General features: G+C 64.5%; 17 protein-coding genes. 6 read left to right on the forward strand and 11 right to left on the reverse strand.

The features are described from left to right. The first annotated feature begins 7 nt into the window (after positions 1-7). Entirely contained in the window at positions 8-1,258 is a 1,251-nt protein-coding gene (locus tag ACP92_RS11040; protein WP_041310652.1) for an MASE1 domain-containing protein, read from the forward strand. Between the two features lie 9 nt (positions 1,259-1,267). Here the strand turns inward: ACP92_RS11040 and ACP92_RS11045 are convergent, their stop codons facing one another. From ACP92_RS11045 to purT, 3 genes are all read right to left on the reverse strand, one after another. Further along, the gene (locus tag ACP92_RS11045) at positions 1,268-3,544 is read right to left on the reverse strand and encodes a patatin-like phospholipase family protein (RefSeq protein WP_013234197.1); all 2,277 of its coding nucleotides are present in this window, start codon (positions 3,542-3,544) and stop codon (positions 1,268-1,270) included. Between the two features lie 4 nt (positions 3,545-3,548). Continuing rightward, positions 3,549-5,153 (reverse strand): L-aspartate oxidase, encoded by a 1,605-nt coding sequence (gene nadB, locus ACP92_RS11050; protein WP_013234198.1) that lies wholly within the window; start codon positions 5,151-5,153, stop codon positions 3,549-3,551. 166 nt (positions 5,154-5,319) lie between these two features. Next, the gene (gene purT / locus ACP92_RS11055; RefSeq protein WP_013234199.1) at positions 5,320-6,531 is read right to left on the reverse strand and encodes a formate-dependent phosphoribosylglycinamide formyltransferase; all 1,212 of its coding nucleotides are present in this window, start codon (positions 6,529-6,531) and stop codon (positions 5,320-5,322) included. A 372-nt stretch (positions 6,532-6,903) separates the two neighbouring features. Here purT and ACP92_RS11060 point away from each other — a divergent pair, with 372 nt between their 5' ends. Together ACP92_RS11060 and ACP92_RS11065 are read left to right on the forward strand one after the other, a co-directional pair. Continuing rightward, the gene (locus ACP92_RS11060) at positions 6,904-7,158 is read left to right on the forward strand and encodes a FitA-like ribbon-helix-helix domain-containing protein (protein WP_013234200.1); all 255 of its coding nucleotides are present in this window, start codon (positions 6,904-6,906) and stop codon (positions 7,156-7,158) included. After that, a complete protein-coding gene (locus ACP92_RS11065) occupies positions 7,155-7,571 on the forward strand; it encodes a type II toxin-antitoxin system VapC family toxin (protein ID WP_013234201.1) in 417 nt (138 codons plus the stop codon). Before ACP92_RS11060 ends, ACP92_RS11065 begins: the two co-directional genes overlap by 4 nt. A 24-nt stretch (positions 7,572-7,595) precedes the next feature. On the opposite strand, the gene ACP92_RS11070 is transcribed toward ACP92_RS11065, so the two are convergent. From ACP92_RS11070 to ACP92_RS11080, 3 genes are read right to left on the reverse strand one after another with little or no spacing between them, the layout of a single operon-like run. Further along, complete coding sequence (locus tag ACP92_RS11070) at positions 7,596-7,898, reverse strand: AtuA-related protein (RefSeq protein WP_013234202.1); 303 nt, start codon at positions 7,896-7,898, stop codon at positions 7,596-7,598. A gap of 1 nt (position 7,899) precedes the next feature. Continuing rightward, positions 7,900-9,255, reverse strand: a complete 1,356-nt coding sequence (locus ACP92_RS11075) for an acyclic terpene utilization AtuA family protein (protein ID WP_013234203.1) — start codon at positions 9,253-9,255, stop codon at positions 7,900-7,902. Positions 9,256-9,297: 42 nt separating this feature from the next. Further along, positions 9,298-10,599 carry a CitMHS family transporter gene (locus ACP92_RS11080; protein ID WP_048348538.1) on the reverse strand — a complete coding sequence of 434 codons (1,302 nt, stop codon included), beginning with the start codon at positions 10,597-10,599 and terminating at the stop codon, positions 9,298-9,300. A gap of 184 nt (positions 10,600-10,783) precedes the next feature. Between ACP92_RS11080 and ACP92_RS11085 the strand changes: the two genes are divergently transcribed. After that, complete coding sequence (locus ACP92_RS11085) at positions 10,784-11,791, forward strand: LysR family transcriptional regulator (RefSeq protein WP_013234205.1); 1,008 nt, start codon at positions 10,784-10,786, stop codon at positions 11,789-11,791. Between the two features lie 13 nt (positions 11,792-11,804). Here ACP92_RS11085 and ACP92_RS11090 read toward each other — a convergent pair whose 3' ends face one another. The 5 genes from ACP92_RS11090 to ACP92_RS11110 form a co-directional block, all read right to left on the reverse strand. Continuing rightward, a complete protein-coding gene (locus ACP92_RS11090; protein ID WP_013234206.1) occupies positions 11,805-13,466 on the reverse strand; it encodes an MFS transporter in 1,662 nt (553 codons plus the stop codon). Between the two features lie 442 nt (positions 13,467-13,908). Then, a complete protein-coding gene (locus ACP92_RS11095; protein ID WP_013234207.1) occupies positions 13,909-15,111 on the reverse strand; it encodes a TIGR03364 family FAD-dependent oxidoreductase in 1,203 nt (400 codons plus the stop codon). Positions 15,112-15,416: 305 nt separating this feature from the next. Then, on the reverse strand, positions 15,417-16,397 hold the full coding sequence (locus ACP92_RS11100) for a putative 2-aminoethylphosphonate ABC transporter substrate-binding protein (RefSeq protein ID WP_049788088.1): 981 nt from the start codon (positions 16,395-16,397) through the stop codon (positions 15,417-15,419). Between the two features lie 132 nt (positions 16,398-16,529). Next, entirely contained in the window at positions 16,530-18,272 is a 1,743-nt protein-coding gene (locus ACP92_RS11105) for a putative 2-aminoethylphosphonate ABC transporter permease subunit (protein WP_041311778.1), read from the reverse strand. A gap of 11 nt (positions 18,273-18,283) precedes the next feature. Next, the gene (locus ACP92_RS11110) at positions 18,284-19,363 is read right to left on the reverse strand and encodes a putative 2-aminoethylphosphonate ABC transporter ATP-binding protein (protein WP_013234210.1); all 1,080 of its coding nucleotides are present in this window, start codon (positions 19,361-19,363) and stop codon (positions 18,284-18,286) included. Between the two features lie 317 nt (positions 19,364-19,680). Between ACP92_RS11110 and ACP92_RS11115 the strand changes: the two genes are divergently transcribed. Continuing rightward, the gene (locus ACP92_RS11115) at positions 19,681-20,208 is read left to right on the forward strand and encodes a TonB C-terminal domain-containing protein (RefSeq protein ID WP_013234211.1); all 528 of its coding nucleotides are present in this window, start codon (positions 19,681-19,683) and stop codon (positions 20,206-20,208) included. Positions 20,209-20,407: 199 nt separating this feature from the next. Beyond that, entirely contained in the window at positions 20,408-22,327 is a 1,920-nt protein-coding gene (locus ACP92_RS11120) for a SurA N-terminal domain-containing protein (protein WP_013234212.1), read from the forward strand. Positions 22,328-22,394: the final 67 nt, after the last annotated feature.

Here is a 22,394-nt window from a genome sequence, read left to right on the forward strand (position 1 = left end):
TCGCATCGTGCAATCCAATGAACTGGCGGCCCCGCTGGCGTGGGCGGCGGCGTATTTCCTGGCGGGCCTGGCCTGCCTGCACCTGCATGGGGCGATCTTCGCCGGAGGTCATGTCTGGCTGCCGGCAGGGATTACCGTGGCGGCGCTTTGGCTGACTCCGTTGCCGCGCTGGTTTGCGCTTCTGGTGCTGATCATTGCGGCCCAGGTCGGCCTGGGTGCGCTGGAGCAGCGCGAACTGTGGCGCGTGCTGCTGCTGGCGTTCAATGAAACGGGCGTGGCCGCCGTGGCGGTCGCATTGCTGCATCGTCGCCCGCGGCCCTTGTCGGGGCTGGCTTTCGTGCGTGCGCTCTTGCTGGTCGCGGGTGGCGCCAGCGTGGCCAGCGCCTTGCTGGGAGCCGGCTGGCAACAGGTCACGCAGGGCTTGCCCTTCGCTTCCAGCCTGCGCCTATGGATTTTCTCGGAACTGGTCGGCATCCTGCTGGTAACGCCCGCGCTGCTCCTGTGCGTACCAGGCGCGCGCGCCCATCCGCGCGGCCTCGCCCGTGGCGAATTCCTGATCGGCCTGGCTTGCCTGGCCGGCATGCTGGCGACGACCTACCTGAGCTTCAACAGCGATCTGGACCGCCGCTTGCTGGACGTCGAATTCGCCACCAGCTATCTCCCGCTATTGCTGCTGGCCGTGCTCACCCTGGCCTGGGGAGCGCGCAGCGGCGCCTGGGCGGCGCTGCTGTTGGCGCTGCTGGCCATGGTCTATGACGCGCGTGGCGGTGGACCTTTCGTCAAGCTGGTGCAGCTGCACGCCAGCAATGCCTTGCTGGAGCTGCAGGTCTACCTGGGGGTGGCGGCGCTGCTGGCGTTGTTCGTCGGGGCCTTCAAGACGCGACGCGGACAACAGTTGGACGAGGCCGAGCGCAGCCGGCGCGAACTGCATCTGGCGCTGGCGGCCAGCCGCCAGGTCGCCTATGTGTTCGATGTACAGACCCGCTGCTTCACCTGGCAAGGCGATGTGGCGGGCGTACTGGGCGTGCCGACGGCAGCGGCGCAGACGCTGGATCAGGTGCTGGCGCTGGTGTCGCCGCTGGACCAGGCGCGCCTGCGGCAACGTTGGCTGGATGGGGAAGATCCGGCGCGGGTGGTGCAGATGCCGGTGCGTCTGCAGGATGGCAGCGCCGTGCTCGACCGCAGCCGCCCCTTGCCGCGCAGTCGCGACGCCGGCCCTAGGGTGGGCGGCGTCTGGCTCATCGATCCGGCCGACTGAGCGCAAGGCTCAGAACACCCGACCCAGCTGGAGATAGAGATTCCAGACCCCTTGCTGGCCCAGCGCCACGCCGAAGTACAGCGGCCCCACCGGGCTGCTGCCTCCCAGGAACAGGCTCAGGCTCTTCTTGTAAGGTCCATCACCGAAGGCATCGCGGTTCTGCCAGACATTGCCCGCTTCCAGGCTCGCCCCCAGCACCGGATTGCGCAGGCCCGGCAGGCTGGTGTCGACGAGGTCGCGCAGCCAGCTCAGGCGGCCATACAGCAGGTAGTTGCCAAAGAACTGGTCGGGCGCATAGGCCGAGAGGTGCTGGAATCCGCCCAGCGTAAAACCGATCCCAGCACTGTTCGCCGACAGGCTGCTGGCCCCCTCCAACGCCACGTTCAAGGTATTGCGCTCGCGGCTGACGGCCCATAGGGTGCGTGCCTGCACGTTGGAGAAGCGGTGCTCGTCGCTGCCCAGGCCGCGGTTGGCTTCGGCCGAGAGGTAATAGCCCTTGCGCGGGAAGAGCGCGTCATCGAGCTGGTCGATGGTCAGGCGCAGGCGCGCCACGGGCTGGCTGGTCTGGACGCTCTCAAAGAGCAGGCCGCCGCCAGCCGGCAGGTTGTAGGTGGGAGAGTAGTTGACGTGCTGATAGCTCAACCCCAGCCGCAGCTCGCCCAGGCGAGACAAGGGCAGGCCCAGGTCCAGGCCGCCCTGGGCCGAATCGATGCGATATTCGTTGATCGGCGAAGCCTTCACGTCGCTGCCGTCGGGATACAGGTCGACGTAGCGCCGGCTCACTTCCAGATAGGGCGACAGGTAGGCGCCGGTACTGCCCCAGATCGGCTGGCGCAGCTCGGTCTGCAGGCTGGCGCGCTTGGCGCCGAGCACCAGGTCGTTGCGCCACTCCAGGCCGCTCTGGTTCATCCACGGATAGCGGTGGCCCAGCTGCAGGTTGAAGCCGCCTCGTCCATTGAAGCTGTTGGACACGCCCAGCCCGAAGAGCAGGTACTGCGGTCCCCAGGATTTTTCTTCGGCATCGATGAGCAGCACGTGTCGGCCATCCTCGCGGCTTACCAGTTCCTGGGTGACATTGTTGAAGTCGCCGTTGGTCGAGAGTTGCGACAGCTGCTGGTTGATGCGCTGGCCATCGTAGACATCGCCTTCCTTGACCGCCAGCCGGCTGCGCACATAGCTGGCCGGAATGCGGCTGCCGCTGCGGATCTCGATGGCGTCGATACGGGTGCCCGCGGCCAGCGCCATGCCGTCGTGCGCGCGGCGATCCAGATAGGCTTGCCATTGCGTCGGTGTCAGCGACAGCTGGAGCAGCCGGGCCTGCTGGCGCTGGGCCGCCTCCCAGCCGGCGTTGACGCCGTCCTTGCCGCGTGCGAAGTCGGTGAAGGACATGCCCTCCATCTGCGGTTCGATCAGGATGTCTTGCGCCCCCAGCAAGGCCTTCTGCGCCTTGACGTTCTGCTGGATCAGGATGCCCACCATCTGCTGCGCCACTGCCGTGGGCGATTGCAGCTGTGCGGCGTCTTGCAGCGGCGTGGCGATGTTGACGGCAATGACGACGTCAGCGCCCATGTCACGCGCAGTCTGGACCGGCAGGTTGCTCACCAGTCCGCCATCGACCAGGGTGCGCTGGTCGATGCGAAACGGCGCGAACAGGCCCGGCACTGCCATGCTGGCGCGCATGGCGCGCGGCAGGGAGCCATGGTCCAGCACCACTTCGCTGCCCAGGCTCAGATCCGTGGCAACGGCGCGAAAGGGGATGGGCAGGCGGGCAAAGTCGATGTTGGCAGGCAACTGGGCCGTCCAGTTCTGCAGCAAGGCCAGCAGCTTGTTGCCCTGGACCAGGCCAGAGGCCAGCTTGAGCTTGCTGCCGTCCAGGCCGGCCGAGATCGAGATCGGATACTGGAACTCATCCTCGCGCTGCGCTTGCGGCAGGCGCGAGCGTTCATTGCGGTCGAAGGCGATGTCGGACAGATTGGTGGCCGCCAGCCGCCGCTCCAGCTCCCCGGCATCCAGCCCGCTGGCGTAGAGCCCACCGATGAGCGCTCCCATGCTGGTGCCGGCGATGCAATCGATGGGGATATGCAGCTGCTCCAGGTATTGCAGTACGCCCAGGTGGGCGTAGCCGCGCGCGCCGCCGCCGGAGAGCACCAGGCACACGCGCGGACGCGGCTGTGTGGCGGCGGGGGCGGCGGTGCTGCTGGTCTCGGCCGCCGCAGGGCCGCCCAGGCTGACGCTGGCCAGCGCCAGGAGGAGGGGGCGCAGCAGCGCCTTGCAAGGTGCGCGCATCGCTTCAGCTGCGGCCCGGCAGGATCGTGGGGGTGGCGCGTGGCAGGGTACGTGGATAGTCCTGGCTGAAATGCAGGCCCCGGCTTTCCTTGCGCATCAGTGCGCTGGAGACGATCAATTGCGCTACATCGACCAGGTTGCGCAGTTCCAGCAGGTCGCGCGAGATGCGGAAGTTGGCGTAGTACTCGTCGATTTCTTCCTTGAGCAGGCGGATGCGGTGCTGGGCGCGTTCCAGGCGTTTGTCGGTGCGCACGATGCTGACGTAGTTCCACATGAAGCGGCGCAACTCGTCCCAGTTGTGGGCGATCACCACTTCTTCATCGGCATCGGTGACGCGGCTTTCATCCCAGGCCGGCACCTCGTCCACGCGCCAGCTGCCGGCGGCCAGTTCATGCTCGATATCGGCGGCGGCGGCGCGGCCCAGCACCAGGCATTCCAGCAGGGAATTGCTGGCCAGGCGATTGGCGCCGTGCAAGCCGGTATAGGCAGTCTCGCCCACGGCGTACAGGCCCGGCAGGTCAGTGCGGCCGGCCATGTCGGTGACCACGCCGCCACAGGTGTAATGCGCTGCCGGCACCACCGGAATCGGCTGGCGCGTGATATCGATGCCGAATTCCAGGCAACGCGCCTGGATGGTAGGGAAATGCTCGGCGATGAAGGCCGGGCTCTGGTGGCTGATGTCCAGGTCCACATGGTCCAGGCCGCGCTTTTTCATCTCGAAGTCGATGGCGCGTGCTACCACATCGCGCGGCGCCAGTTCGGCGCGCTCATCATGTTCCGGCATGAAGCGCTGTCCGGCTGCTGCACCGGCCGACAGCGGCAGCTTCAGCAGGGCGCCTTCGCCACGCAGCGCCTCGCTGATCAGGAAGGACTTGGCGTAAGGGTGGTACAGGCAGGTCGGGTGGAACTGGATGAATTCCATGTTGGCCACCCGGCAGCCAGCGCGCCAGGCCATGGCAATGCCGTCGCCGGTGGCCGAATCGGGATTGGAGGTGTACAGGTAGACCTTGCCGGCGCCGCCGGTGGCCAGCACGGTGCGGGCCGCGGCAATGGCCAGCACCTTGCCGCTGGCGGTGTCCTGCACATGCACGCCCAGGCAGCGCGGCTCGGCTTTGGCATCGAGCTTGCGGGCGTGGATCAGGTCGATGGCGCAGTGATGTTCCAGCAGGGTGATGTTGGGATGGGCGCGCACGCGCTGCTCCAGCGTCACCTGCACTGCGTGACCGGTGGCGTCGGCGGCGTGGATGATGCGGCGCTGGCTGTGGCCGCCTTCGCGGGTCAGGTGATAGCCCAGTTCGGCGCTGTCGTCGCGGGTGAAGGGCACGCCCTGTTCGATCAGCCATTCGATGGCTTCGCGGCCCTGTTCGACGATGGTGCGGGTGGCGCTCTCATCGCACAGACCAGCGCCGGCTACCAGCGTGTCAGCGATGTGCTGGGCATGGCTGTCGTGGGAATCGAGCACGGCGGCAATCCCGCCTTGCGCCCAGTTGCTGGCGCCGTCCAGCAGTTCGCCCTTGGAGACGACCACCACCTGATACTTCTCGGCCAGATGGAGAGCTACGGAAAGACCGGCCAGACCGCTGCCGAGGATGGCGACATCGCACTTCATGATCGTAAGCAAAGCTGCTGTAGTGGAGGGAGGCGACGATTATAACCAGTCGCGGCCAGGATATTGTTTATATCGTTTTCCCGTCCCGGCGCAGCCGGCCCGGGTAAAAGCAAAACGGGCTCCGATGAAGCATCGGAGCCCGTCAGTACGCCGATGACGTGCAGCCTTATTCCGGGATCACCGGCTTGACCTTGGCCGCAGCCTGCTTGGCGCGGATGCGGGCGGTCTCGACGTTGTCGGCGCTGGCCAGGGCCACGCCCATGCGGCGGCGGGCAAAGGATTCAGGCTTGCCGAACAGGCGGATCTCGGCGCCGGGAATGCGCAGCGCCTCAGCCACGCCATCGAAGGCGATGCCGCGGGCTTCATGCTGGCCATAGATGACAGCCGAAGCGCCGGGTGTGCGCAGCGCCGTGTTGACGGGCAGCCCCAGGATCGCCTTGGCATGCAGTTCGAATTCGCTCTGCACCTGACTGACCATGGTGACCATGCCGGTGTCATGCGGACGCGGGCTGACTTCGGAGAACCAGACCATGTCGCCCTTGACGAACAATTCCACCCCGAACAGGCCCAGGCCGCCGAGGTTTTCAGTGACCTTGCGGGCGATGTCGCGGGCCTTTTCCAGCGCCGCGCCGGGCATGGGGTGCGGTTGCCAGGATTCGACATAGTCGCCCTTGACCTGCACGTGGCCGATGGGATCGCAGAAGCTGGTGACGGTGTCGCCGTTCTCGTTGAGCGAGCGCACCGTCAGCAGGGTGATTTCATAATCGAAGTCGATGAAGCCTTCGACGATCACGCGGCCTGCATCGACGCGGCCGCCGGCGGCAGCGTAGTTCCAGGCGCTCTCGATCTCGTCGGGGCCGTCGATCTTGGATTGGCCCTTGCCGGAGGAGGACATGACCGGCTTGATCACGCAGGGGTAGCCGATCTGGTCGATGGCGGCCTTGAGTTCTTCCAGGCTGTCGGCGAAGCGGTACGGCGAAGTGGCCAGGCCCAGGGTTTCGCCGGCCAGGCGGCGGATGCCTTCGCGGTTCATGGTCAGCCAGGCGGCGCGCGCGGTCGGAATGACGCGGGCGAGGCCGGCTTCTTCCAGCTTGACCAGGGTTTCAGTGGCGATGGCCTCGATCTCGGGCACGATCAGGTCCGGCTTTTCCTGTTCAATCAGGGCGGCCAGGGCAGCGCCGTCGGTCATGTTGATGACGTGGGCGCGATGCGCGACCTGGTGGCCGGGCGCGTTTTCATAGCGGTCAACAGCAATGACCTCAACGCCCAGGCGTTGCAGGGCAATGATGACTTCCTTGCCCAGCTCACCTGAGCCCAGCAGCATGACCTTGGTAGCGGAGGAGGAAAGCGGGGTGCCGAGTCGAGTTGGTTTTTTCATATCGGAGGAGGGAGAGTCAGCGGGGGGCGCTGATGCAGTGCGAGAAATCAATCACGGGCGGACGATACCAAATCTTGCACTGTTTGGACAGTCGCAATGTAGGTAGTTTCAGTCACAAAAATTGGCGAAAATTTGCCTATTTTTCCATGTGGAAAGTTATTGAGGGTTCGGTGTTGGATGTTCTCGAATAACGTCGGTCTTCCTCTTCTTTCTAAGGGTAAATCAGCCCAAAACTCCCGCGATCCTGTGTATTGAGAACCTTGCTGACGAAGATGCAGGAATGAGCGACGCACCGCACATAAATTACGCTAGAAAGGAGAGCTTCAAATGTCTAGAATGAATGCATTGCTATCATCTAGGAGTAGTGCTGTCATGGCCACCCTCACAGTCCGGAACCTCCCCGACGAGGTCCATCGCGCCCTGCGCGTGCGCGCGGCCCAGCATGGCCGCAGCACCGAGGCGGAAATCCGCGAGATTCTCACCCTGGCAGTCAGGCCTGCCGGACAACTGCGCCTGGGAGACGCCCTGGCGGCAATGAGCCGAGAGCTGGGTCTGAGCAATGAAGATGTCGAAGCCCTGCAGCAGACCCGCGAACGTGCGCCAGCCCAACCGATGAGTTTCGAATGATCGTCCTGGATACCAACGTGGTGTCCGAGGCCATGAAGCCTGCCCCGGACGCCGCCGTACAGGCCTGGTTCAATGACCAGGCACCCGACACGCTCTACCTGACCAGCATTACGGTGGCCGAGATCGGCTTCGGCATAGCCTGCCTGTCTGCTGGCCGTCGCCAGGATTTGCTGGCGCGTCGCTTCGAGGGCTTGCTGCGCATGTTCAAGGACCGCATCCTGCCCTTCGATATGGACGCCGCACGCTCGCATGCCGAGCTGGCCGCCATGGCCAGGCGTGCAGGCCGGGGATTTCCCACGCCGGATGGCTACATAGCCGCCATTGCCGCTTCCTGCGGATTCCTCGTGGCGTCGCGCGATGTCACCCCTTATCTGGCCGCAGAGCTGACGGTCATCAATCCCTGGCAAGCCTGATCCAGGCGTGCCAGAGGCTCTCCCTCACGCCAACTCCAGGTCCAGCATCACGCCCGACAAGGACTTGCCATGCGCGTCCAGCGCCAGTGAGCGCGTCACGCCGCCACCCAGCGCCCGTTGCATGACGAAGTTGAGCGCGCCCAGATGTGGCAGCGCATGGCGCACTACTTCACCATGCACCACGCCGGCAAAATGTGCGCGCACCCGTTCAGCGGTCAGTTCACGCTCCAGCAGCGGGTAGTCTTCCTGCCGATAGGCGATCACCGAGATGTTGGAAATGTCGCCCTTGTCCCCGGCGCGCGAATGGGCGATTTCTCTGAGCAACATGTCAGGCCTCCTCGATATGAACGGATGGATGGACCAGGCTGCGCGGCAGCAGCAGCGACAGCACGGCAATGACCTCGCGGGCCGACTTGGTGGCGCCACCGCCACCGGCCGGTCCATTGGTGTAGAGGGTTTCCACTTCATTGCCGATGCGCACGGCTTGCTGCATGCTGGCCGTGCGGCCGCTCACGCGCAAGCGTACCTCGTAGGGTTCCGGCGCGCCAGCCGACATCTGCGGGCCCGCGATGGCGTTCATGCCGATCAGGTCCAGGCGCAACTCATCGGTCTCGACACCGGTCAGCGCCAGCCGTTCGCGCACGATCTCGGCCGCCAGTTGCGCGCGCGCCTGCGCGCCCGGCCCGGCATAGGAAATCTGGCCTTCACCGATGAAGCTGTCGCGGTAACCCAGCGTGGTCTTGAGCGTAGCCGGACGCGCCCGGCCACGCCCGCCGCTCACCGCCACGCGGTCAGGGCCGATCTCGGTGATCTGCACCTGTGAGAAATCGGCGACCACATCGGGCGTGTAATAGGCGCTAGGATCGTGGATCTCGTAGAGCAGTTGTTCCTTGCAGGTCTGCGCCGTGACCTGGCCGCCGGAGCCGGCCACCTTGGTGATGACGGCGCTGCCATCGGCGCTGACTTCGCCGATGGGGAAGCCCAGCCGCGCCAACCCCGCCACATCCTTCTTGCCTGGATCGGCAAAGTAGCCGCCGGTGATCTGGCCGGCGCATTCGAGCAGGTGACCGACCAGCGTGCCCTGGCCGAGCTTGTCCCAGTCATCGGCGGCCCAGCCGAACTCATGCACCAGAGGCGCCAGCACCAGAGCCGGATCGGCCACGCGACCGGTGATGATCACGTCGGCGCCTGCTTGCAAGGCTTCCAAGATAGGGGCCACGCCCAGGTAGGCATTGGCCGAGATGAGGCGCTCGCCCAGCGAGCTCACCGGCTGGCCATTGTCTTCAATGCGGAAGTCGCCTTCCTGCACGGCTTGCAGCACGTCGTCGCCGGTCACGGCGGCTACCTTCAGGTGCGCCAGGCCCAGAGTGCGGGCGATCTCGCGCACGCGCTGCGCCGCTGCCGCGGGGTTGGCCGCGCCCATGTTGGTGATGATGCGGACGCCCTTGTCGGCGCAGGTCTTGAGCACTGCGTGCATGCGTTCGGCCAGCAAGGGATCATAGCCCTTGGTCGGATCGGCCAGGCGCGCCTGCTGCCCGATGGCGATGGTGCGCTCGGCCAGGCATTCGAAGATCAGGTAATCCAGCTCACCCCGTTCGGCCAGTTCGGCGGCCGGCTCGATGCGGTCGCCCGAGTAGCCGGCGCCAGCGCCGATGCGCACCTTGCGTTGCGGATCGTGGGTCATGCGATTCTCCAAAACGTATCTGTGTTCATCTGGTCAAGTTCCTCAGAACAGCGGGAACAGTCCCAGCACCACGCAGGCGATGGTCATCACCAGCGAAGCGCCGAAGAGGAAGGGGATGGTGTATTTCTGGTGATCGGCCAGTTCGATGCCGGCCAGGCCGCACACCAGGAAGGTGGCGGGTGTGAGCGGACTGACCGGGAAGCCCGTGGTCATCTGGCCCAACAGCGCCGCCTGCGCCACCTGGATGGTCGGTACGCCCAGCATGTGGCTCACTTCGGCGATCACCGGCAGCACGCCGAAGTAGAAGGAATCCGGATCGAACAGCAGCGACAGCGGCATCGACAGCACCCCCAGCACCACCGGAATGTGGCTGGCCATCTCCGGCGGCACCAGGCCCACGGCCGTCTTGGCCATGGCCGAGAGCATGCCGGACTTGGTCATGATGCCGGTAAACACACCCGCCGCAAACAGGATGCTGGCCATCAGCAGCGCCGCTTTGGCATGCGCATCGATACGTTCGCGCTGCATGGTCACGTCGCGGTAGTTGATCATCAGCGCCAGCACCACGCCGATCATGAACATCACCACCGGATCGACCTTGCCGCTGATCATCACACCCAGCACGAAGATGGTCAGCACGATGTTGGCCCAGAAGTTCTGCGGACGGCGGATCTTCAGCTGCGCTTCGCTCAGTTCATGCTGCTGCACGAAGTCCACCGTGGCGCCCTTGCCCAGGCCCAGGCGGCGTTCTTCCTTCAGGCCCAGCAGGTAGGAGGCGATGAAGACGAAGGTCAACCCCACCAGTTGCACCGGGATCAGCGGCGTGAAGATGTCTGAGACCGGAATGTGCAAGGCCGCCGAGGCGCGGATCATCGGCCCGGTCCAGGGCAGGAAGTTCACGCCAGCGGCCATCGAGGCCACGCAGGCCAGGATGCGCTTGTCGATGCCCAGGCGGGTGTACAGCGGCAGCATGGCTGGAATGGTGATCAGGAAGGTCACCGCACCCGAGCCATCCAGGTGGATCAGCAGCGCCAGCAGGGCCGTGCCGGGCACGATGCGGGTGGGGCGGCTGCCGACGGTCTTCAGGATACGGCTGATGATGGGGTCCAGCATGCCGGCGTCCGTCACGATGCCGAAGAACAGAATGGCAAAGACGAACATGCCCGCCACCGGTGCAATGGCAGTGACGCCCTGGACGATGAACTTCGAGGTCTGCAAGCCGAAGCCGCCCAGCAGCGCGGCGACGATGGGAATGGCGATCAGCGCCACCAAGGGCGACATCTTCTTGGTGAGGATGGCCGTGAACAAGGATACGATCGTGACAAAGCCGAGCAGGGCTAACATGCGTGTCTCCGTTTTTTTGGTTTGATGTTCTTGTCATCGCATCCATCGCGCCCGCTCATTGTTCTGTAGTGGGGCTGCGGGATGGGATCAGGGCCGAGTGTAGGTGGCGGTCGATTTTGTTGTAAAGTCGCTTTTTTCGATTGATTGATCGACTTTTTCGCATAATCCCAGGCCGCTCGCCCTCATGCAAACCAACATCTCCACGCGTCTGCTGCAAGCCTTCCTGGCCCTGGCCGATTGCCGCCATTTCGGCCATGCAGCGCAGCGCTGCCATGTCTCGCAATCGGCCTTCAGCGCCATGATCCAGAAGATCGAAGCGGCCGCCGGTGCGCGCCTGTTCGAGCGCGACACCCGCAACGTCACGCTCACCCCCGAAGGGGAGTTGTTCGTGCAGGTAGCGCGCCAGCTGGTCTCAGACATCGAAGCGGCATTTTCCGACATGAGCGACTACGTGGCGCGCCGCAAGGGCAGGGTGGCCATTGCGGCCTTGCCCTCGCTGGCAGCGGGCTGGCTGCCGCCGGTGCTGGCCGACTACCGGCAGCGCTATCCGGGCGTGACGGTGGAATTGTTCGACGCCATCTCCGACCAGTGCCTGGACCTGCTGCGCCATGGCAAGGTGGATATCGCCCTGACCGCACCGGGGCCGAACCTGCTGGAGTTCGACACCCGGCCACTGTGCTCGGATCCGTTCTACCTGGTCTGCCGCAAGGACCACAAGCTGGCCAGCAAGCGCCGCATCAAGGTGCCCCAGCTGGCGGGATGCGAGATGATCCACCTGGCCCGCTCCACCAGCGTGCGCCAGCATCTGGACGCGGTGCTGCGTCCCGGGGGCGTGATCCATACCGGGCTGGAAGTGGAACACCTGGCCACGGTCGCGGCCTTGATCGAAAGCGGCCTGGGCGTGAGCGTGGTCCCGGAACTGACACTGTTCCAGTTCCGTCTGCCCAACCTGGTGGCGATCCCGCTGGATGCGCCCGAGTTGAAGCGCCCCCTGTTGATCGTCACACCCAAGGAGCGCAGCCTTTCCGTGGCGGCGCAGGGCTTGCTGGAGCTGGTGGAAGGGAAGGCCAAGGCCGAGACCGAGACCGAAGCGGCCGTGGCAGGAAAACGCCAGGAAAGCGGCAGGAGAGCGTCGTCGCCAAAGACCAAAGAAAAAGCCCCGCGACAAGGCGCGGGGCGAGGTAGAAGCTGATGCTGATCGAGGATCAGTCGTGGATGTTGTTACGCACGGTTTCCTTGACGAACAGCATGCCGATCACGAAGGTAATCATGGCGATCACGATCGGATACCACAGGCCGTAGTAGATGTCGCCCTTGAAGGCCACCAGCGCGAAGGAGGTCGTCGGCAGCAGACCGCCGAACCAGCCATTGCCGATGTGGTAGGGCATGGACATGGAGGTGTAGCGGATGCGGGTCGGGAACATTTCCACCAGGCAGGCAGCGATCGGGCCGTACACCATGGTCACGTAGATCACCAGGATGAACAGCAGCAGCAGGACCATGGGCTTGTTCATCTGTTCCGGATCAGCCTTGCTGGGATAGCCGGCAGCCTTGATGTCATCAGCCAGGTCCTTGGACAGTTGCTTGTCCTTGGCGGCCGCATCTTCCTTGGACAGGCCAGCGGCGTCATAGGAGGTGATGATGCGGTCGCCGATCTTCACGGTCGCCACCGAACCCGGAGCGCCAGCCACGTTCTGGTAGTTCACCGAAGCAGCCGACAGCTTGGCCTTGACGATGTCGCAGGACGAGGTGAACTTCTTGGTGCCGGTCGGGTTGAACTGGAACTGGCAGCTGGCCGGATCAGCGGTGACGATCACCGGCGACTTTTGCAGGGCCGCTTCCAGCGCCGGGTTGGCGAAGTGGGTCAGGCCGCTGAAGATCGGGAAGTAGGTCACGGCGGCGATCAGGCAGCCACCCAGGATGATGGGCTTGCGGCCGATCTTGTCCGACAGCGAACCGAAGAACAGGAAGAAGGGCGTGGCCAGCAGCAGGGCCGCCGCGATCAGGATGTTGGCGGTGGGGCCATCGACCTTGAGCGTCTGGGTCAGGAAGAACAGCGCGTAGAACTGGCCGGTGTACCACACCACGGCTTGACCTGCGGTCAGGCCGACCAGCGCCAGGATGACCAGCTTCAGGTTCTTCCACTGGCCGAAGGCTTCGGTCAGCGGGGCCTTGGAGGTCTTGCCCTCAGCCTTCATCTTCAGGAAGGCCGGGGACTCGTTCATGGACATGCGGATCCACACCGAGATGGCCAAGAGCAGGATGGAGACCAGGAAGGGAATGCGCCAGCCCCAGTCGGCGAAGGCTGCTTCACCCACGGCCGTACGCACGCCCAGGATCACCAGCAGCGACAGGAACAGGCCCATCGTGGCGGTGGTCTGGATCCAGGCGGTGAAGGAGCCGCGACGGCCTTCCGGTGCGTGTTCGGCCACGTAGGTAGCCGCGCCACCGTATTCGCCGCCCAGCGCCAGGCCCTGCAGGATGCGCAGGATGATCAGGATGATCGGGGCGGTGATGCCGATGGAGTTGTAGTTGGGCAGCACACCGACGATGAAGGTCGAGGCGCCCATGATCAGGATGGTGACCAGGAAGGTGTATTTGCGGCCCACCAGATCGCCCAGGCGGCCAAACACCAGCGCACCGAAGGGACGCACGATGAAACCGGCGGCAAAGGCCAGCAGGGCGAAGATGAAGGCGGTGTTGGGATCGGTGCCGGCAAAGAATTGCTTGGCGATGATGGCCGCGAGCGAGCCGTAGAGGTAGAAGTCATACCATTCGAAAACGGTGCCTAGCGACGAGGCGAAGATGACTTTCTTTTCCTCCGGTGTGATGCCGCGCGCAGTCGTGTTGACTGATGCTGTGGTCATGCTGGTCTCCTTGGTTTTAATTGATCTTGCTACTGCACTGGTGCAACAGATGCAACGGGTGCAACAGATGGTCGAATGGGGCGTTATGCAAGAACGCACCGGAGACAGCATCAAGGATCACACCCCGCGCCTCCCCGTCAGACACAAACCGCGATATTGGCTTCGCATTGCTTGCGTAAGGACCCACTTGTCCATGGCGCGAGTGTGCGACGCCAAACTTACGCAGGACTTGCTGCAAACTTACACAAGCTTACAGCCGGGGACGTCCAAACCTGGTTGCGGTGCAACAGGAAAAACGCCCGCCCCGCGCGGTGTTGCGGGATGCGGGCGCTATTGCGATGCAATGAGGCGTCGGGCGGTGAGGCAGACTGCCCGAAGGAACAGCAAAAGATTTTCTGACCGCTGCCGCCACAGCATCGGCCAGTCACCGGAGGAGATGGACTCAGGCCAGTGCGGTCACCGCAACAGGCACGGCGGTCGGGGAGGGCAGTTCAGCACCTTCCAGCAGCGCCTTGACCACCCGTTCCCCCAGTCCCAGCCCCACGCTCATGCCGATGCCGGTATGCATCAGCACTACCGAGGTCTGCGCGTCGATGGCCAGGGCCGAGAAGGGGCCGGGTCCCTTGCTGCCATAGACGCCTTGCCAGCGTTCGATCACTTTCACCCGGGTCGCCAGCGTGTGTTCTACCAGGCCCAGCAGCAGCTCGTCGATTTCTTCGCTGTTGAAGGGCGGCGCATCGGTGCCGTAGTGGTGCGAATCGCCCACGATCAGTTCCTGGTAGGGCGTGGGGCTGACCAGCAGGTGGATGCCATGCTTGTTGAGCAGGGGAGTGTTGGCCTCGATCTCGGCGTGTACCGCGCGCGCCGTCGGCAAGTCCGAAAAAGCGCCATAGTGGGTGCAGGACAGGCCGGTCAGCACCGCATGGGTCAGCGGCAGGGTTTCTTCGCTCTTCAGGCGCAGCATCTGCAGGCGGCACTGCTTCAGGTTCATCGGCTGCAGGCGGTCGGCAAACAGGGTCAGGTAATCGTGGCCCGAGCAGACCACCACGCGCTCGGCGCGGAATTCGCCCGCCGTGGTCGAGAGGCGGCCATCGCCGGCGCCATGCACCAGCGTATTGAAGCGGAAATGCACGCCCTGCGAATGCAGGTAGGCCACCAGCGCCGGCATGGCTTCGCGCGAATACAGTTGCAGGTCTTCGGTGCCATGCAGGACTGAACGGTGGTGGCGGAAGCGGCCATTGTAGAGGGTGTTGAGCTTGTCGCCTTCCAGCAGCGAGGCGCGGTAATCGTACTGGCGTGCTCGCACCATCATGAATTCCTGCAGCACATCATGTTCGGCCTCGCTGCGGGCAAACAGCAGGGTGCCGGCCTCACGGGCGCTGAAGTGGGCGCGTGCGGCCAGGTGCAGCCAGATGGCGCGGCTTTCACGCGCCAGGTCCAGCATGATCCCGGGCGGCTGGCCGGTCACCAGGCCCATGCCGAAATTGCGCACGGATGCGCCCAGTGGCGTGCCAGTGCGTTCGAAGACGGCGACCTTGAGGCCGCGTTTGACGGCGGCGTAGGCGTGGGCCAGGCCCAGGATGCCTGAGCCGACCACGGCCAGGTCGAAGTGCTGTGGATCGTGTTCTGAGAGGGAATTGCTCATGGGAGATGCTCCATCGGAGTCAGTTGCGAGATGTCGTGTGGCTGCTTGTACGGGGACGCTCTGGCGGCGTCCTGCGGTCCTCTCCGTGCGCTGTCGCAGGCTGGGCTGCGACAGCGTTTGGGGCTGTCAGCGCTGTCGCGCCCGGACTACCGTTCGTCCTGAGTAGCGGCAAAGCCGCGTATCGAAGGATCACCGTCGGTGCGCCCCTTCGACAAGCTCAGGACAGGCTTCGATACGGCCCTAATCGGGCCGACTCAGGTCGAACGGTATCAGGGGTATTTTCTGACCGACAGCCTTATTCCGTCTTACTGCTTCTTCTCTGACTTGCTTTCGTAACGCTTGCTCCACTCGGTGAGGATGCGGTCGCGGTTGGTGCTGGCCCAGGTGAAGTCATTCTTGATCAGGCGCTTCTCGTAGTCGGCCGACAGCAGTTCATCCGGCTTGGCCACGCCAGGAATGGCGACCACGGCGAAGTTCTTTTCATACAAGGCCATGGCTTCCTTGCTGGCGGAGAAATCGGCCAGCTTCTTGGCTGCTTCCAGATGCTTGCTGCCCTTGACGATAGCAGTGGCTTCGATGTCCCAGCCCAGGCCTTCGGAGGGCAGGATCACATCGATGGGCGCGCCTTCCTTCTTGGTCTTCACGGCGCGGTACTCAAAGGCGATGCCGATCGGGAACTCACCCGTGGCGGCCTGCTTGCAGGGCTTGGAGCCGGAGTGGGTGTACTGGCCGATGTTCTTGTGCAGGGCGTCCATGTAGGCCCAGCCCTTGTCCTCGCCCATCATCTGCAGCCAGGCCGACACGTCCAGGTAGCCGGTGCCGGAAGAGGCCGGGTTGGGCATGACGATCTTGCCGGCATAGACCGGCTTGGTCAGGTCGGCCCAGGAGGTCGGCTTGGGCAGGCCCTGCTTTTGCGCTTCCACGGTGTTGAAGCAAATGGCCGAGGCCCACACATCCATGCCCACCCAGGCCGGCGGATTGGCGGCGCTGCGGTACTTGGCATCGATGGCCGAGAGGCCTTGCGGGGCGTAGGGCATGAGCATGCCTTCCTTGTCCAGCAGGGCCAGGCTGGTGGCGGCCAGGCCCCAGATCACGTCAGCTTGCGGATTGGCTTTCTCGGCCAGCAGCTTGGCGGTGACGATGCCGGTGGAGTCGCGCACCCACTTGATTTCGATGTCCGGATTGGCCTTGTGGAAGGCGGCCTGGTAGGCCTTGATCTGATCGGCTTCCAGGGCGGTGTAGACGGTCAGCGTGGTGGCCGCGTGGGCTTGGGCCGAGAACAGCATGCCGGCGCCGATCACCGATGCGAACAGGGAAAACAGCTTGGTTTTTTTCATGATGGCCTTCGTCTGTGAATGGCTGGGTTGAAAACGCGTCGAGGACGCAAGGTGGAGAAATCGTCTGCCTGACCGGCCCGCTCAGTGCGCCCGTCCCCGGCGCCAGGCCTGGGCGCGCGCCAGCCAGCGGCGGCCACCCAGATGCATGAGCAACGAGGCTGCCGCCGAGGTCAGCAGGATCAGCGTGGACATGGCCGCGGCCGGGCCGACGTCGCCGGCGTCATCCATGTTCAGTACCGCCACCGAGGCCAGCACCGTATCGGGCCGGTACAGGAAGATCACTGCCGAGACCGTCGTCATCGAGGAGACGAACAGGTAACGGAAGATCTCCAGCAACTGCGGCAGGCACAGCGGCACGGTGACCCGGATGAAGGTCTTCAGCAACGGCACCTTCAGCGACAGCGAGGCGGCCTCGAATTCGGGATCGAGCTGTTTCAGGGCCGTCACTGCGGTGAGCTGCGCGGTGGTGTAGAAGTGCACGACGCAGCACAGCACCAGGAGCGTCATCGTCCCGTAGAGGAAGTTGAAGGGATTGGCCGGATGGTTGAAGAACAGCAGGCTGCCCAGCCCCAGCACCAGTCCCGGCACCGCCATGGGGAGGAAGCACAGCATGCGCAGCAGGGTCGACAGCCAGGCCTGGCCACGGGTCTTTTCCATCAGCCAGGCGCCGCAGAAGATCAACAGGGTGCCCGCCACGCTGGTGCCACAGGCCAGCCTGAGGCTGTTCCAGTAGGCCAGCCAGCCGCCACCATCCATGTTGTCGAAGTCGTAGTGCTGCAGCGTCAACTGCAGGTTGTAGGGCCACAGTTTGACCAGCGATGCTCCCATGGCCACCACGATCATCATCAGGATGGCGCTGGCGATGAGCGCCACCGCCAGGAGGTTGGCGCCATCGCGCCGCCAGTCGGGCTGCGGCACATAGGTTTCGGAGCGGCTGCTCATGCTGGCGCGCTGGCGGCGCTGCAGCCAGGCGTCCAGGGTGAAGGTCAGCAGCGCCGGCACCAGCAGCAACAGGCCAATGAGCGCGCCGCGTCCGAACTGCTGCTGTCCGACCACGGCCTTGTAGGCTTCCACGGCCAGCACACTGTAGGCCCCGCCGGTGATCTTGGGCACGCCGAAGTCGGTGATGGTGAGCGTGAAGACCAGGCATAGCGCGCCAAAGATGCCATAGCGCGTGGCCGGCAGCGTCACCGTAGTGAAGATGCGCCAGCGCGATGCGCCCATGGCCTGGGCGGCGTCATAGAGACGGCCATCGGCCTGCGATAGCGCCGACAGCAGGATCATCAGTGCATGCGGGAAGGTGTAGAACACTTCACCCAGCAAGATGCCCCAGAAGCCATAGATGCTGCCATCCATCCATTCCTTGAACAGTCCCTGGTTGCCGAACAGGTAGATCAGCGCAATGCCCGGCAACAGCGAGGGCGCCAGCAGCGGCAGCAGGCCGATGCCGCGCCACAAACCCTTGCCGGGGATGCAGGTGCGTTGCAGCGCATAGGCGAAGACGTAGGCCAGCGGCACCGTGACCACCGCCGTCATGGCCGACACCCAGAGGCTGCGGCCCAGCATCGGCAGGAAGTTGATGTTGGCAAACAGCTGTGCGAAGGGGCGCGACCCGGCCCACTCGCCAGCGGGCGTGAGCACCGCCTGCGCCAGGATGAACAGCAGGGGACCGACCAGTCCCAGCGCCAGCAGCATCAGCAGCAGCCATTTGAGCAGGGCCGGCAGCCATTGGCTGCGATCCGGCACGGACGCGGGCCGGGTGGAGGTGCTGGTTTCAGCACTGAGGGTGGGCAGGGGCGCAGACACGGTAGCAGGCATGGTCATCTCGGCGCGCATCAGGCAAACACTTGCAGGCTCTGGCGCGGCAGCGTCACCCACAGCCCGTCCTGGGTGTCCAGGCTGGCCACACGTTCGTGCGCCTGGCTGCTGACATCGGCCAGCAGGGTCTGGCCCGGCAGGGCGTCGGCGGCCAGCGCCAGGCGGTAGCGGTCGCCCAGGTAGATGCGGTCCACCACCCGCGCCAGGAAGCGGTTGGCGCAGCTCTCGTCGGAAAACAGTTGCACTGCCTCGGGCCGGCAGAACAGGCGGCCGCTGGCGCGGTCGCTCTCGTCGGGCTGGATTTCCAGATGCAGGCCACCCACCGCCACCTGCGAGCCGGACAGCCGGGTGAAGGGCAGCCAGTTGGCCTGGCCGATGAAGTCGGCCACGAAGGGCGTGGCCGGGCGGCGATAGATCTGCTCGGGCGTGCCGAACTGTTCGATGCGACCATGCTGCATGACGGCGATGCGGTCTGCCATCACCATGGCTTCTTCCTGGTCGTGGGTCACCATCAGGGTGGTGATGCGGAATTGCTTTTGCAGCCGGCGGATTTCCAGCTGCAGATGCTCGCGTACCTGTGCATCCAGCGCCGAGAGCGGTTCGTCCAGCAGCAACAGGGAAGGCGAGGGCGCCAGCGCCCGGGCCAGCGCCACGCGCTGCTGCTGGCCGCCGGACAACTGGCCGGGGTATTTGTCCTGGCTGCCGTCCAGGCCCACCATCGAGAGCATCTCAGTGACCCGCTCGCGCTTTTGCTGGCGGCTCATGCGGCCCAAGCCATAGGCCACATTGTCCGCCACGCTCAGGTTGGGAAACAGCGCATAGGACTGGAACAGGATGCCGTAGTCGCGCGCCTGCGGCGGCAGTTGCGAAATGTCGCGGCCATCGGCATGCAGGCGGCCGCTGTCCTGGCGTTCCAGCCCGGCAATGGTGCGCAGCAGGGTGGTCTTGCCGCAGCCGGAAGGGCCCAGCAGGCAGACCATCTCGCCACGGCGCACTTCCAGCGACACGCGGTCCAGCGCCGTGAAGCTCCCGAAGCGCTTTTCCACCTCGCGTACCGACAGGAACACGGCGGCATCCTCCTCCGTGGCGGCAGTCATGAACGGAGCGGCGGTGGGAGTGTGCATCATCGTGGCGTGTGTCCGGCTAGGTCGCGTATTGCCCGAAGGCAGCGCCCATGCGTGTTTGCGGGGCGTGCCTGGGTTCGGAAAGCAAGCGGATGGTACGGACCTAATATGACTGCTGGATGACACCCCCTGCTGTGATAGCGGCCCGGTATCCGTGCTATAGCTTGAAGTTATGGATGAGCCGGAATGCTCCCGCGCCAGGGGAATCCTGGTCCTCTGATATGGTCATAAAAGGACGTTGACGAGGCCTTCCTGGTGAAGGAATATCATTCACCTATTTAGGAGTTCATATGACCAGATTTAGCGGATTGGGCAGATCCAAAGGGGCCAGGCGGCTGCTGGCCTCCGGGATTGGCGTGGCGGCGCTGCTGGCAGCCTGTTCTTCACCGGAAAGCAGCAAGGAGGACCGCGACGCCCTGGCGCGGCAGCTGATCGAGCAGAAAAAGACCACCTCCGACGGCACCTCCACCGCCACCACCGTGGATGGCTACAAGGTCGACCTGGCCAAGCGCATCTCCCAGGTCAATTTCACCAGCGTCTATGTGGAGCGGCCCCAGGCCTTGCTGCGCTCGGTCATCGTCATCAAGTATGTGGTCGATGCCGACGGCAACCTGGTCACCAGCGAGATCCTGCGCAGCAACCGCGACAGGCACGCTGAAGCCAGCGCCATGGGCAGCCTGAAATCGGCGGCGCCTTTCCCCAAGCCGCCAGCGGCGCTGCTCAAGCACAACCGCATCGAATTGTCGGAAAGTTGGCTTTTCAATAACGACGGACGCTTCCAGCTGCGCAGCGTGGCCCTGGCGCAGATGGGCGAGTAAGCTCTTGTCAAGGTGTTCTGCGGCATTGGCATGTGTATAATGTCGCGCGTGCACGACGGTATGCGTTGTGCGTCCCAGGTCCAAGGGACCTGCGCCGGAACCAGGCGAACGCGAGTTCGCCTTTTTTATTATCCGCGGACGCCGCCATGGCAGCCCTTGTCCATCTTCATTGACCAGATCGTTTATTGATTGGCTATACATGTTTGATTTCATTCGTACCCACCAGCGCCTGATGCAGTTCCTGCTGCTGCTGTTCATCTTCCCGTCGTTCGCCTTTTTCGGCCTGGAAGGCTACAGCCGACTGACCGACGACAACGGCGTGGCCAAGGTGGCCGGTCAGACCATCACCAAGGAAGAATGGGACGCAGCCCACCGTCAGCAGCTCGAACGCATGCGCCAGGTGTACGGCAACCAGTTCGACAGCAAGATCTTCGACAGTCCCCAGGCGCGCCGCGCCATCCTGGACAACCTGATCGCCCAGCGCGCCCTGGGTGCGGAAGTGGTGGCCAGCAAGCTGGTGGTGCCAGACCAGGTGCTGCAACAGAGCATCCTGCAGATTCCCGGCCTGACCAAGGCCGACGGCAAGTTCGACAACGAGCAGTACCGCGTGCTGCTGGCGGCCCAGGGCATGACGCCCAAGTCCTATGAAGCCGGCCTGCGCCGCGAGATGGCCGTGCAGCAATTGAACGCCGCCATCCAGACCACCGCCTTTGCGCCCAAGACCGTGGCCGAGAACCTGTCGGCCCTGAACGACCAGGAACGCACGGTGCAGATGCTCAACTTCAAGCCCGACAGCTACGCGTCCCAGGTCAAGCTGAGCGATGAGATGCTCAAGGACTACTACGACAAGAACAGCGCCCGCTTCGAGACCCCGGAGCAGGCCGACATCGAGTACGTGGTGCTGGACGCCGCCGCCGTGGCCGCCCAGGCGGCGGTGACCGATGACGACATCAAGGCCTACTACGAGCAGAACAAGAAGCTCTACGCCACCGAAGAGCAGCGTCGCGCCAGCCACATCCTGATCGCCGTGAAGAAGGATGCGTCCGCGGCCGACCAGGCTGCCGCCAAGAGCAAGGCCGAAGGCCTGGTGGCGCAGTTGCGCAAGAATCCTGGCGAATTCGCCAAGCTGGCCAAGGCCAATTCGCAAGACCCCGGCTCGGCCGAGAATGGCGGCGACCTCGGTTACTTCGGCAAGGGCGCCATGGTCAAGCCCTTCGAAGACGCGGCCTTCAGCCTGAAGCAGGGCGAGATCAGCGATCCGGTGCAGTCCGACTTCGGCTACCACATCATCGAAGTGACCGGCATCAAGCCGGCGGCGGTCAAGCCGCTGGAGTCGGTCAAGGCCGAGATCGGCAGCGAGATCAAGAAGCAGATCGCCGCCAAGAAGTATTCCGAGATGGCTGACCAGTTCAACAACCTGGTCTATGAAAACGGCGACAGCCTCAAGGCCGTTTCCGACAAGCTCAAGCTGAAGATCCAGACCGCCACCGGCGTGACCCGCACGCCCAACCCGGCGGCTGGCCCGCTGCCTTACAACAACGCCAAGTTCCTGACCGCGCTCTTCACCGATGACGTGATCAAGGCCAAGCACAACACCGAAGCCGTGCAGACCGCACCCAACACCCTCGTGGCAGGCCGCGTCACCAGCTACAAGCCGGTGACCAAGCGCCCGTTCGACGAGGTCAAGGCCGACGTGCAGAAGGCTGTGCTGGCGCAGCAAGAGCAACTGCTGGCCGTCAAGGCGGGCCAGGAACGCCTGGCGCAGTTGCAGGCCAAGGATGACGCCGCCGGCTTCAGCGAGGCCAAGGTGGTCTCGCGCGTGAAGGCCGATGGCTGGACCCAGGAAGCCTTCAATGCCGTCATGAAGGCCGATACCGCCAAGCTGCCCGCCTATGTCGGCGCCGAGACCCCGGGCATGGGCTACCAGATCTACCGCATCAGCAAGGTGGAACAGCCCAAGACCGTCGATGCCGCCCGCCGCCAGGCCGAACGCGAGCAGATCGCCAGCGCCTTGTCGCAGCAGGAAGCCCTGTCCTATCTGGACTACCTGCGCGAGAAGGCCAAGACCAAGCTGCTCAAGGGTGCGGCAGCCGTCAGCGCCGACGATGCCGCCAAGTAAGCCGCGATGCGTGCGGCAGGATGGCGCAATCGCGCACCGCAATCGTGAATCGGTGCGCGACTGCGCC

Origin of the sequence: Herbaspirillum seropedicae (assembly GCF_001040945.1) — a bacterium.
Taxonomy (GTDB): domain Bacteria; phylum Pseudomonadota; class Gammaproteobacteria; order Burkholderiales; family Burkholderiaceae_D; genus Herbaspirillum; species Herbaspirillum seropedicae.